At 41.8% G+C, this 13010-nt stretch carries 14 protein-coding genes; all 14 read right to left on the bottom strand.

All coding sequences use genetic code 11. The annotated features are described in order from the left end of the window. Positions 1–125: 125 nt before the first annotated feature. The 14 genes from recO to mtaB all read right to left on the bottom strand — a co-directional run bounded on the left by recO (position 126) and on the right by mtaB (position 13006). A complete protein-coding gene (recO, locus tag BLP92_RS04140; protein ID WP_090840833.1) occupies positions 126–902 on the bottom strand; it encodes a DNA repair protein RecO in 777 nt (258 codons plus the stop codon). Between the two features lie 20 nt (positions 903–922). Continuing rightward, positions 923–1831 (bottom strand): GTPase Era, encoded by a 909-nt coding sequence (gene era, locus BLP92_RS04145; RefSeq protein WP_090840835.1) that lies wholly within the window; start codon positions 1829–1831, stop codon positions 923–925. After that, positions 1824–2225, bottom strand: coding sequence for a cytidine deaminase (locus tag BLP92_RS04150; protein ID WP_090840836.1), 402 nt, complete (start codon positions 2223–2225; stop codon positions 1824–1826). The genes era and BLP92_RS04150 overlap by 8 nt, the downstream gene beginning before the upstream one ends. Positions 2226–2239: 14 nt before the next feature. Next, a complete protein-coding gene (locus tag BLP92_RS04155; RefSeq protein WP_090840838.1) occupies positions 2240–2632 on the bottom strand; it encodes a diacylglycerol kinase family protein in 393 nt (130 codons plus the stop codon). Further along, positions 2616–3074 carry an rRNA maturation RNase YbeY gene (gene ybeY, locus BLP92_RS04160; RefSeq protein WP_175444172.1) on the bottom strand — a complete coding sequence of 153 codons (459 nt, stop codon included), beginning with the start codon at positions 3072–3074 and terminating at the stop codon, positions 2616–2618. The genes BLP92_RS04155 and ybeY overlap by 17 nt, the downstream gene beginning before the upstream one ends. A gap of 4 nt (positions 3075–3078) precedes the next feature. Further along, positions 3079–5277 (bottom strand): HD family phosphohydrolase, encoded by a 2199-nt coding sequence (locus BLP92_RS04165; protein WP_090840841.1) that lies wholly within the window; start codon positions 5275–5277, stop codon positions 3079–3081. Positions 5278–5696: 419 nt separating this feature from the next. Next, a complete protein-coding gene (locus BLP92_RS04170; protein ID WP_090840843.1) occupies positions 5697–6671 on the bottom strand; it encodes a PhoH family protein in 975 nt (324 codons plus the stop codon). Positions 6672–6820: 149 nt separating this feature from the next. Continuing rightward, positions 6821–7321 (bottom strand): hypothetical protein, encoded by a 501-nt coding sequence (locus BLP92_RS04175; RefSeq protein WP_090840845.1) that lies wholly within the window; start codon positions 7319–7321, stop codon positions 6821–6823. A gap of 22 nt (positions 7322–7343) precedes the next feature. Beyond that, positions 7344–8357, bottom strand: a complete 1014-nt coding sequence (floA, locus tag BLP92_RS04180) for a flotillin-like protein FloA (RefSeq protein WP_090840847.1) — start codon at positions 8355–8357, stop codon at positions 7344–7346. Next, on the bottom strand, positions 8357–9718 hold the full coding sequence (locus tag BLP92_RS04185; protein WP_244516640.1) for an NfeD family protein: 1362 nt from the start codon (positions 9716–9718) through the stop codon (positions 8357–8359). Before BLP92_RS04185 ends, floA begins: the two co-directional genes overlap by 1 nt. A gap of 765 nt (positions 9719–10483) precedes the next feature. Continuing rightward, entirely contained in the window at positions 10484–10801 is a 318-nt protein-coding gene (locus BLP92_RS04190; protein WP_090840849.1) for a hypothetical protein, read from the bottom strand. Between the two features lie 126 nt (positions 10802–10927). Then, entirely contained in the window at positions 10928–11377 is a 450-nt protein-coding gene (locus BLP92_RS04195) for a GatB/YqeY domain-containing protein (RefSeq protein WP_090840851.1), read from the bottom strand. Between the two features lie 13 nt (positions 11378–11390). Further along, positions 11391–11564 carry a 30S ribosomal protein S21 gene (rpsU, locus tag BLP92_RS04200; protein WP_090840853.1) on the bottom strand — a complete coding sequence of 58 codons (174 nt, stop codon included), beginning with the start codon at positions 11562–11564 and terminating at the stop codon, positions 11391–11393. A gap of 104 nt (positions 11565–11668) precedes the next feature. Beyond that, positions 11669–13006: a tRNA (N(6)-L-threonylcarbamoyladenosine(37)-C(2))-methylthiotransferase MtaB gene (gene mtaB, locus BLP92_RS04205; RefSeq protein WP_090840854.1), complete on the bottom strand. Its 1338-nt coding sequence runs from the start codon at positions 13004–13006 to the stop codon at positions 11669–11671. Positions 13007–13010 lie beyond the last annotated feature (4 nt).

The raw sequence follows: 13010 nt of genomic DNA on the forward strand, positions 1-13010 counted from the left end.
TCCGCTCCAAAGCGCCTTCCTCTTTCGGTAACCACCCGGCTTCCACTATTCCGGACTCGCTGATGTAAAGGTTCCATAAAAGAGTACTAATCTTTTTCAATGCGGCTTTTATTCGTGATTAAATCTTACGTAAAATCTGAATCCTTGTCAACCTGCCTGTTCTCCAAATCTTCCATCTGCTTTAAAAAACGCTTCGCCTTCACGTATACTCCCACATATTCATCGTAGTATGCTTCAAGAAGCAGCTGCAGCTGTTTTTTAGTCTCCGGCTTTACGGAAATCTTTCCAAGCCTTGCCAGATTCAACTGCTGAAACAGACGCATCAGCTTTACTGCCTGAGGCCCTACCGGAAGTGGATATTTATCCAGATGAATACAATCACGGCAGAGTACGCCAGCATGCGACAGCGAAAAGCGCAGTGGTTCTTCCATATTTCCGCAGTTTACACACGCATGGAGAACAGGGGCAGCACCAGTTGTATACAGCATTTTCGTTTCAAAGATGCGAATCAGAATTTCCTCTTCTCCTTCATCATTCATACGAAGAAAGATATCAGAAAGCAGATCGTAAAGTGGAGGGTTTGGTTCCCTGTCTTCCGTCAGCTTATCAAGAAGTTCGACCGCATAGGAAGCGTAAGCAGTTTTCATCAGGTCGCTCCGGATATATCGAAACGAATTTACGATGTCCGCGGAACTTAAACTCCCCATTCCTCTCGACTGATTAAACACAAAAACGGCTTGAACATAAGGTTGACACGCAGCAGCGAAACGGCTTTTCGGTTTTTTCGCTCCACGCGCCATCAATGCTACTTTCCCAAGTTCCTCGGTATACACAGTAATGATTTTATGAGTTTCACCATAATCTGTCGTTCGCAGCACGATTCCTTCAACTTTATTCAGCACAGTTCTCCCGCCTTATTGTGTTAATAGTCTTCCTGGTCGTATCCAAACTCCTTTAAATATTTAGGTTTGTTGCGCCAGTCCTTTTCTACTTTCACCCATAATTCCAGGAATATCTTCGTTCCAAGCAGATTTTGAATGTCCTGTCTTGCAAGCTTTCCAATTTCTTTTAACAGGGATCCCTGCTTCCCAATAATAATACCTTTCTGCGACTTCCTTTCTACCACAATTACAGCTCCTACATAAACTGTATCATTTGATTCACGCGGCTTTATCTGCTCAATTTCTACAGCGATGGAATGAGGGATCTCCTCCCTCGTCAGATGTAAGACCTTTTCACGTATCATCTCGGACATTAAAAATCGTTCCGGATGGTCAGTTACATGGTCAGATGGATAAAACTGTGGTCCTTCCTCCAGACGGTGAAACACCTGATCTACAAGTACCGGTACATTATTTCCCTCGAGGGCGGAAACTGGAATAACTTCATCAAAATTAAACTCTTCCTGATAGGAAGCAATGATCGGAAGCAGTTCATCGGGATGCACTTCATCTATCTTATTTACCACAAGGAATACGGGAGTTTTAGTATCTTTCAAGCGTTCGATAATATAGCTGTCCCCGGCTCCTTTTCCTTCTTTGGCATCCACTAGAAAAAGAATCAGATCTACTTCGCGCAATGTTGTACTTGCTACTTTGGACATAAAGTCACCTAAACGGTGTTTAGGTTTATGAATCCCCGGTGTATCAATAAACACAGCCTGGCCTCGTTCTTCGGTATACACTCCCTGGACACGATTTCTCGTAGTTTGAGGCTTATCACTCATAATTGCTATTTTTTGACCTAAAAGGTTATTCAACAATGTTGATTTACCAACATTCGGCCGGCCGATCAACGCTACAAATCCTGATTTAAATGGTGTTTCAGCCATGCAGATCCTCCTTGGTGAAAGCCCCCGGAAGCAAAGCTGCCACCGAAGTCTCTTCCACGTTCCCGTTCATGTTTGTTAAATATACTTTCGTATCCTGTTGAAGCAGCTCCGACATAACCTGACGGCATGCCCCGCATGGAGACACCGGTCCTTCCGTATCAGCCGCGACTGCAATTGCAATAAATTTTCTTGCTCCTTCTGAAACCGCTTTAAAGATCGCAGTTCTTTCTCCGCAGTTGCACATGCTGTATGCTGCGTTTTCAATATTACATCCTGTATAAATTGTTCCATCTTCTGCTTCCAGCGCAGCTCCCACCGGAAAGTTCGAATAGGGTACATATGCCGTATCACGTGCACTTTTTGCTTTGCTTATTAAATCTTCTTTCGTTCCCATTTTAACACCGCCTATTAAAATATAATATGTATGATACGAGGGATGAATATCATACCGCCTACAATTGCCGCTGTCAATGAAAATACAAGCACTGCTCCTGCTGCGGTATCCTTGATTATTTTCGCCCGTTCATCATAAGTCTGTATAATTAAATCAGTTATATGCTCTATTGAAGTATTTAATAATTCCAGGCAGAGCACAGCTCCCACTGCGATAAATAATACAGCCTGCTCCAATAGTGGAATATTGAACACCTGGGCTGCAATAAATACGATAAAAGCTACAAGTGTATGAATCCGGAAGTTCTGCTCATTTTTCCAGGTAAAGCGAACTCCTTGCGAGGCATAATGAAAGCTCTTTTTTAATCGGCTCCAGGAAATGAATGATTTATTATCTTTGTATTCCATACGCCTCTAAAATCTCTTTCTGTCTGGTAAACATCACTTTTTCTTCTTCCTCTGATTCATGAAGGTAACCTTTCAGATGCAGAAATCCATGTACTGCAAGGAAGCAGACTTCTCTTTCTAAAGAGTGTTCATATTCTTCCGCCTGCAGACGCGCTCTATCAATAGAGATAATAATATCGCCCAGAGTATTTGGAATATCAGCTCCAAAGATTTCCTCCTCTCCCTCGTTAAGCGCAAAAGAAAGGACGTCTGTAGGTTTGTCTTTCCCCCTGTATTCCTTGTTAAGTGATTGAATCGCCTCATCATTTACGATAGTTATAGATATTTCTGTATCTTCCGGTGTATCTTCTGAAACCATTGCTTTTTTCAAGACCCCCTGCAGACTTTCGAGGATTTTTTCCGAAAGCTGTGATGTTTCGTCATTAATCTCTATCAGATACATAATACTACTCCCCCTCTACTTTTTTCATATCTTCATCGTCTGGATAATCTATTCTTGAATGAAATGTTCCTTTTAAAGTTTCGCATATAGAGAGAAATACTTTATGCAGCTCTTTTAAAGTAATATCACATTCATCAAACTGGCCATCCTCCAGTCTGTCATTCATAATTTTACGCACCAGATCTTCAATTTTTTCAAATGTAGGTGACTGCATCGACCTTACAGCAGCTTCTACACTATCCGCAATGCCTACGATCGCTATTTCTTTTGTCTGGGCACGGGGACCGGGATATCTGAACTCATTCTCTGAAACTTTTTCTCCAGCTTCTTTTGCTTTAAAATAAAAATATTTCAACAGAGTGGTACCATGGTGCTGCTCCGCAATCTCAATAATTTCTTTAGGAAATTTTTCACGCCGCAGCATATCCGCTCCCTCATAAGGATGAGCGATAATTATTTCCGCACTTTTCTTTGGAGGTATTTTATCATGCGGGTTTTCTATTTTCATTTGATTCTCAATGAAAAACTGCGGTTTCTTTGTTTTACCGATATCATGATAATAAGCGCCGACCCTTGCAAGCAGACCATTTGCTCCTATTGCTTCACAAGCACCTTCCGCTAAATTTGCTACAACTACACTGTGATGATACGTTCCTGGTGCCTCCAGCAGAATTTTCCGAAGCAGCGGTTTATTCGGATTGGATAATTCAATTAGTTTTGAGGTGGACAAAACACCAAACCCAGCTTCAAAAAACGGAAGTAGGCCTACTGCCAGGATGATAGACAAATATCCGCTAGTAACAGCATAACCTGCATACATCCCTAATTCTGCGATACTCAGCGGCAGACTCTTCAGCAATATCAGTGCCATCACTATAGTAAGATTGATCAGGGAAATTAACGTACCTGTTTTCAGCATGTGCGAAACTCTATTGGACTGATTTAAAAAGAAAACTCCGGCAATTCCGCTGAAAAAAACAAATAATCCAAAAGAATAGTCCATCATTCCGCTTGTCTGCTGGTTAAATATAATGCTTGCAGCGATACTAAGTAAAAAACTCATAAACAAAGCTACTCTTGACTGAAGCAGCATTGCTACTAAAATAGTTCCTGCGGCAGCGGGCACGATATAGCTCACTCCTGGAAGATCTGTCTGATACAAGAAGCTCGTAAGCTTCATTAATATTAAGGTAAGAGCGTACACAAGCATAAACAAAAGCAGATGTGTATTATTTGACTGGAGCGAAGTTTTCGCTTTATTCAAATATAAGGCCAATACAAACATCATTAGGAAAACCAGCATAGCAAGTCCCAATAACGGACTGTAATTATAGTTATCATCCGTTAATCCGACGAGTGATAAATCTTCGTAGACTTCAGCAGTAATTACCTGGCCTTCCTCCACTAACAGCTGACCCTCTCTTATCATTGCCGGTTCTATCATCTCAGCTGCTGACTGTCTGGCCTCCTGCGTGGCTTCTTCATCTATCATATAGTTGGCGGTGATCCCCCGGCGGGCCACTTCAGTCATCGCATCAGATAAACCAGCCCTTACCGAAGCAGCCCTTACCTTCTCTTCTGCATTTTCTCTGGCTTCACTGACATCCCCCAGCCCCACTTCTTCAGTCATCACATCATAGACTGCACTCGTAGTAGCTTCCTGGGCAACCTGCAGCTCCTCTGAAGAAGCGTTTAATAAAGTTTGCAGTGTTTCTTCTGAAAGCTGTTCTCCCAGCTCAGGGGAAAGGCGGGCCTGCAGTTCTTCGATCCGTTCTTCCATTGTCCAGACATTTTGATCCTCATCCTGGGTAACCCCGGCTTCGGCATCTCCAATATTCGAAAAATCTCCTCTTTGTTCCCGGACTTCCAGCTGAATGAGCCTGATTGAATGAAAGACATCATTAATTCGCTCCATCTGGTTATCAGCATATCTTGCATTCAGCGTATAAACAGGTTCCACACTCTCAGCTGCTTCCTGCTGGATCCGTTCTGTTTCCTCTGTCTTTTCAATCGTAACAGGAGAGCGGATGTCCTGCGTTGAAACAGCGCCTGCTTCAATATCAATATTATCCGGAATAACGTTGGAAGCCAGAAGGCCAAACGTTATTAATCCAAATATCAGAAATAAAAAGAAGCGAATATAGCGGTGGTTTTTGATTTTTTTCCACCAGCTATGGTGCTCAATTGAAGATTGACTGGGCACACCGGTCCCCACCTTTCCCTATGCCGTTATTTACCGTTTTCAAAAAATATCTATGTGTGAGCAGTGAGTGAATTTTTATTTGTTTTTTACTCTGCAGGTTCTTCCAAATTAAAATATCTCTTATTTATATTTCAGGGAATACATGCCTGAGAATTATTCTTCGGCTAATTTCTTCTGCTCCCATGAGCTGCAGAAGTAACCCTCTATGTTTTTTCCAGCATCAGTAAAATGATGAATTAATGAAAGCTTACTTGCTGGTCCAGCTGCTTAAATTAGTTATTCATGCTCCTGTCTTTTAAAAATCCATCATAAGATTTTTTACTTATGATGGATATAAATAGTTAAATAACTTTGTTTTTTTGATGGCACTGTGAAGATACATGGCAGCATAAAAGAGGCATGTTCTTTAGTAAGGTTCTCTAAGAATGATTATTTTTAGAGCGCTCTTCTTCCTTATCATAAGCATCGATCATCTGCTGTACCAGCGAATGCCGGACAACATCTGCTGCCTGCAGATGGATGAACGAAATACCTTCTATGTTATCCAATATGCGGAGAGAAGTTTTTAATCCGGACTGTTTTCCTCTTGGCAGATCAATCTGCGTCAAATCACCGGTGACCACCATTTTCGAACCGAAGCCCAATCTTGTAAGGAACATTTTAATTTGTTCCGGCGTTGTGTTCTGCGCCTCATCTAAAATAACGAAAGAATCATCAAGCGTACGCCCTCTCATATAAGCAAGCGGCGCAATTTCAATTGTTCCCCGTTCCATCAGTCTGTTCGTGTGCTCCGTACCAAAAACATCGTGCAGTGCATCGTACAGCGGCCGTAAATAAGGATCTACCTTTTCCTTTAAGTCCCCTGGCAAAAACCCTAAATTTTCTCCTGCTTCCACTGCAGGTCTTGTAAGTACTATCTTTTTTACATGCCCCTCTTTTAAAGCATGTACTGCTAATATTACTGCCAGGTAAGTTTTGCCGGTTCCTGCAGGCCCGATACCGAATACTACATCATTTTTCCTTATTGCTGATACATAATGACGCTGCCCCAGCGTTTTAGCAATAATCGGCTTCCCTTTCGCAGTTACCGTAATTTTATCATCATAAAGATCAAGCATTTCACCAAGCATATCCTTATCAGCCAGCTGGGCTGCATAAGCTACATCTCTTTCGTGGAGACGTACACCTTTCCTTATCAACTGCAGTAAGGTAAGCAGAATCTTTTCTATTTTATCAGCAGTTTCTTCCGTGGATTCAATTATGATTTCCTGTCCTCTTGTTACAAGGTCAATTCTATAAGCTTCTTCCAGACGTAAAAGATGTTTATCATTAGGACCAAACAGCGCCTGCACTTCATTGGCATCCTGCGCCGGTATAGTGATGGTGCGATTCATGTGCGTCAATCTCCCTGCTTTTCAAAATTCACTATTTAAAGCTACCTTTACTTTACCATTCACATTTCACTCGTGCAAAGTATTTTCCAGTCATGAATTAATTAAGAAAAAGCTGCCAGTCCCGTTAAGACTGGCAGCAAATTATTTCTTTATCGTCTCGACTGTCTTGCTTTTGGCTTCCCTAAAACTTCTGACCAGACAATACCCTTTACAATATCCTGTTTCGACATATTACTGAAATCAATATCTACAGGAGAATTGTCAGTTTTAGTTATGTCCCCTCTTGTAATAGGAGAATTTTCTACTTTTGCAGAAGATTTTTCTGCTTCCCTCTGGCGTTTACGAACTTTCTCATAATGTTTTTGCATTTCCGTCTGATTATTTGCAGGTTCTTCACTTTTTTGAGGCGCTTCTTCCTGCTTAGCTTCTCTTTCACCCTCAAATAAAATGTCTTTCCAGTCAAATTCTTTCTGCTGTCTCCGCTCAGAAGAGACTTCTTCACCCTGCTCATACGTCTGCGGCTGGTTTGTTCGTCCTTCCGCTTCCTGGTCGCTGCTGCCTGACCTGGATTGAATAAAACTGAATATTGCCGCAAGGATAAAGAATAGAAGGAGCGGAGAATCCAGAAGTAAACTTATTAGATTCTCCATAATAAACGCTCCTTTCTATTTATCATCGTTTCGGAGCTCTTGTTGCACCGGAATTATCATCTTCACTTCCATCACTTGTAGCTTTGCCGATTGAATCTCTCATATCAGTATCAGCTTTTACATTGTTGAAGTTCAGGTAGTCCATAACACCAAGATTACCCTGGCGGAGTGCTTCAGACATAGCGAGTGGAACTTCCGCTTCCGCTTCTACTACTTTCGCACGCATTTCTTCTACCCTGGCTTTCATTTCCTGCTCCTGTGCTACTGCCATTGCACGGCGTTCTTCTGCTTTAGCCTGTGCAATTTTCTTGTCAGCTTCTGCCTGGTCTGTCTGCAGTCCTGCACCAATGTTTTTACCGATATCAATATCTGCAATATCAATAGACAAAATTTCAAATGCAGTACCAGCGTCCAGCCCTTTCTTTAAGACTGTCTGGGAAATCATATCCGGATTTTCCAGTACTGCCGCATGGCTGTTGGCAGAACCAATCGTGGAAACAATACCTTCCCCTACTCGCGCAATTACAGTGTCTTCACCGGCACCACCGACAAGGCGGTCAATATTGGCACGAACTGTAATTCTTGCCTTTGCTTTTACTTCAATCCCGTCCATTGCCACACCGGCAATAAAAGGTGTTTCAATAACCTTCGGGTTTACACTCATCTGTACAGCTTCCAGTACATCCCGTCCAGCAAGGTCAATCGCAGCACATCGTTCAAAAGTAAGTTCTATGTTTGCACGCTGTGCAGCAATGAGTGCATTAACTACTCTGTCAACGTTACCCCCGGCTAAGTAGTGACCTTCCAGCTTGTTGGTGCTGATATCCAGGCCTGCTTTTACAGCCTTGATTAAAGGGTTTACTACCCGATGAGGAATAACTCTTCTTAAACGCATACCAACCAACTGGAAAATACCAACTTTAACTCCAGCTGCCCATGCAGAAATCCAAAGAGCTACCGGTACGAACGTAAATAGAATAACTACACCAACGAGGATTACCCCGATGACAATATAAATACCAATCTGATCTGCCATTATTCATTTTCCTCCTTCTTATTATCCTTGTCTTCTGTCCTGGTTTCCCGAACTACTATTTTGGAGCCGGAAACGGAAACCACCTTAATTTTTCTTCCTTGTTCAATATATCCTCCCTCAGAAACAACGTCAAGTCGTTCATCATTAATCATCGCTGAACCTGAAGGTCTGAGGACAGTTAAAGATTCCCCTGTCTTTCCAGCTAAATCATCCCGCGAATTACTTGAAATATAACCGAGTTCTGTGGTAGTGGCGTCATTCAGTACAACTCGTTTCATTGGACCTGCACGATCAATATATTTCATGAGTATAATCATGCCTGTAATTGTCACCAGAACTGCAATAACAAAAGAAATTAAAATATTAACTGTAGAAAAAGAACTCATGATCAAACTTGTCAGAATTGCTCCAAGTCCCAAAATTCCAAAAAGACCGAAACTTGGAGAAAAAACTTCCAGAACAAGCAGACCAGCTCCTACAATAAACAATATCAATGCTTCCCATCCTGCAAATCCCGCTACCGTATGACCGAAGAAAAATAAAAATAAAGCGGAAGCACCCATTATTCCTGGAATACCAAATCCAGGCGAATATAATTCCAATACCAGTCCAAGTCCCCCTACAGATAGAAGGATCGGTATGACTACTGGATGAGTAACAATTCTCGCAATACGCTCAGCAAAGCTCAGTTCAAATTCCTGCACCTCTGCCCCTTCTAGACCCAGGTATTCTAGAAGTTCTTCCCTGTCAGCTGCAATTGCTTCAGCATATCCTACTGACACTGCTTCAGAAGCTGTAAGCGTTAATAATTCTCCTTCTGCAAGGTTCAGTTCTTCTATTTCAATAGATGGATCTGCCATAGCAAGCGCTACCTGAGGGTCGCGGTCATTTATTTCTGCTGCGGACCTCATATTTCCAAGCCACGCTGACTGGGCTTTATCTTCAGCTGCATTCCCTGTGCCGTCAATCACCTGCGCTGATCCCATCTCTGTCCCTGGCTGCATAACAATCTCGTTTGCATTTAACGAAATATAAGCTCCGGCAGACATTGCTTCTCTCACTACGTAAGCAGTTGTCGGAATTTCAGTTTCTCTTACAACTTTTGCTATTTCTCCGGCAGCATCCACCCTGCCTCCCGGCGTATTCATTTCAAGAACTATATGATCTACCGATTCTTCTTCAGCGGTTTCAATTGCTCTGCTTAGAAATGATTCAAGACCTCTTTCCACTGTTTCTTCAACAGGCACAAAATAAACTGTTTTCCCTTCCCCTTCTGTTTGTGCTGCAGAAGGAACAAAAATCATCATTGCAAACGCTGCAACAAGCAGCGAGGAAAACAACATTATTCTTATGTTTTTCACTTATGCCGGCCTCCCCTCATCGTGCCTTATTGTTCTAGTATATCTTACGACCGGCACTGGAGAAAAGTTTCACGATTCAGTAAGTATTTTTATGAAGATTTAAAAATTATGTGCACCGGATGCTGAAAAATAATACCGGCTGCTTTTTTCTTATGCTACCTTGAAAATAAAAGTTCCGCTAAAAAGAAGTAATACTGCTGCTTCACTTTCGGAGAGGCTTACCCAAGGGCTTGTTCTCGACTAATTTTGACGGAAAGACGTCCGCCAAAATGGATTCTCGAACGGCGCTGATCCTTTGGGTGTCCTCTCCTTCGTTACACAGCAGTATTAATTTTCATACTTCATGGTGCAAAAAATTTGCATGAGTGTCTCTGTTGAAGGCTGGAGATCGAGACGAACCATCGATCTTCACGCTTTCTTTTTCCACAGGCGTCTAAACCGCCTTGCCTTCTAAATTCATTAAAAAAGAAAGAGTAATTTATAAAATCCGTCTTCCTTCTGTTTTAAAAATGTAAGATAAAGCGAAAACCGGTGGGGCTCGTCTTCAACTTATTTCTTCACCGCTATGCGCTGTCAAAATGAATTTGCAGACTTCACTTTCACCTATCGGAGTCGCCGTCTTACGTTTCAATCTCTGTCTTGTATACGAACGTCTTTATTATTTTTTATTGAGACATTCGTTAAAACAGCCGTAAAATTGCATTATGAAATTGGCTCATATGAAAAGGCATCTCAAAATTTTATTTTGAGATGCCTTTTTTAAAACTAGCTATTATACATTTGTTCCAGGCGTTTTTTAGTTTCAGGAGTTCCATACGTATAGATCATATGAAAAAGATTATCTTCATCTCTTCCAAGTTCTAATTTTTCTTTTTCATCTTTTGTTTCATCAAATGGTGAAGTGAAAATCTGCTCAGGCATTACATCACCTTCCTGCACTTCAGCAAGCTTGTCTTCAATTTTCTGCTTTCCTTCCTTGTCAAGCACTACTTCATAGTGAATTAGTTGAGTATCAGGCAGCATAGGTGATAACTCTACATCTGTGCCTGATCTCCAAATAACAAAATATGATTGTTTTTCCATCTCGAATTCCTCCTCTGCTTCATATTTTTCTTTACCCTGCCAACTGGATGAGTATGCATCTTTTTATTTACAATATAATTAAAAATAAAAAAGCACAGGGGTCCCCTGTGCTTTCATTTTAAATCTTTATTGCAATGACTGCTGAACAAGATTTCTTACAGCCGTACCATCAGCTTTGCCTTTTACTTTCGGCATAACAGCTCCCATGACTTTACCGATATCAGATTTACCGGAAGCACCGGTTTCTTCAATCGTTTCATCTACAATCGACTGCAGCTCTTCTTCTGAAAGCTGGGCCGGCAGATATTCTGTCAGGATGTTTATTTCCGACTGCATCTTTTCAACAAGGTCATCACGATCTGCCTTATCGAATTCTTGGAGGGATTCGCGGCGCTGTTTCATTTCTCGATTTAACACGGTCAATGCTTCTTCCTCAGAAAGATCGTGTCCGAGACTGATCGCTTCGTTCTGCAGTGCACCTTTCACCGAACGAATGACCGACAGACGCAGCTTGTCTTTGTCTCGCATGGCCTGTTTCATATCCTGATTTAACTGATCAAGAACGGATAGAGACACAACGATCCACTCCTTAGAATTTACGCTTTCTAGCTTCTTCAGACTTTTTCTTGCGGCGAATACTAGGCTTTTCGTAGTGCTTACGCTTTTTTACCTCCGCTAAAGTCCCTTCCTTAGACATCGTTTTCTTGAAACGACGAAGAGCAGTATCGAGATTCTCATTCTTTCGAACGCGTGTTTCTGCCATTCTGTATCCCTCCCTCCGGACAACCAATAAGACATGCCAGATTGCATGTATGATTCGATTATAAAGGAATTTACATCTCCGGTCAATGGGGTTTTTCAATAAATTCAGGTGAGGGCAAGTTTCTCCGCTTCCCCAGCAACCTTTACAAATTCGCCCTCGTTAAACGGATAACCGGATTTAGTGATTTTCACTTTTACAATTTCTCCGATAAATGCTTCATCCAGCTTCACTTTCACTTTCATGTAATTATCTGTATATCCAATCAAAAGACTGCTGTCTTCCTTATCTGCTTCCTCCGGAATCATTTCCAGCACTTCTCCCTCATACAGAGAAGCATATTCCTTTGCCTGCTGATTGGAAAGCTCAATTAATTTATGGACTCTTTCATTTTTCACTTCGTCCTCCACCTGTTCCTCCATTCTGGCAGCCGGTGTACCAGTCCGCTTCGAATAGGGAAAAACGTGAAGTTCTGAAAAACCGATATCCCGGATGGAATCATAAGTCTCCTGGAACTCCTGTTCTGTTTCTCCCGGGAAACCGACGATTACGTCTGAAGTAACAGCAAGACCTGGAAGAGCTTCTTTTAAACGATCAACTCTTTCCTTAAAAAACTCCATCGTATACTTCCTTCTCATGCGTTTCAATACTGTATCAGAACCGGACTGCATTGGAACATGCAGATGACGCACAATTTTGCTGGAATTATTTATTACACGGATTACTTCATCTGTAATCTGGCTTCCTTCAATAGATGAAATCCGAATACGTTTTAATCCTTCTACTTGTTCCAGTTCCTCAAGGAGTTTTGCCAGTGAATAATCTTTCATATCTTCTCCATAGCCGCCAGTGTGAATTCCGGTCAGTACAATTTCTTTGTAGCCTGCTTCTACAAGCTGATTCGCCTGAAATAAAACATCTTCCGGCTTTCTGGAGCGGAGCAGCCCTCGTGCCCACGGTATAATGCAGAATGTGCAAAAATTATTGCATCCTTCCTGTATTTTGAGTGAAGCCCTCGTGCGATCTGTAAAAGCCGGGACATCTAATTCTTCATACACTCTGGTTTTCATAATATTCCCTACACCATTAATCGGTTCCCGTTCCCGCTGAAATTCCTCAATATAAGGAAGCATTTTATGGCGGTCCTGTGTACCAACAACAATATCTACGCCGGGAATTGCCATAATTTCTGCAGGAGAAGTCTGTGCATAACAACCCGTCACACAAATTACTGCATCAGGGTTCTTACGAATCGCTCTGCGTATAACCTGCCTGCTTTTTTTATCTCCTGTATTCGTTACTGTGCAAGTATTAATAACATAAACATCTGCAGTATCCGTGAATTCCACCTTTTCATAATTTTCCGCCTGAAAAAGCTGCCAGATAGCTTCAGTTTCATAATGATTTACTTTACATCCCAATGTATGAAATGCTACTTTCCGCATATAT

This window comes from Alkalicoccus daliensis, from assembly GCF_900103955.1.
GTDB lineage: Bacteria > Bacillota > Bacilli > Bacillales > Salisediminibacteriaceae > Alkalicoccus > Alkalicoccus daliensis.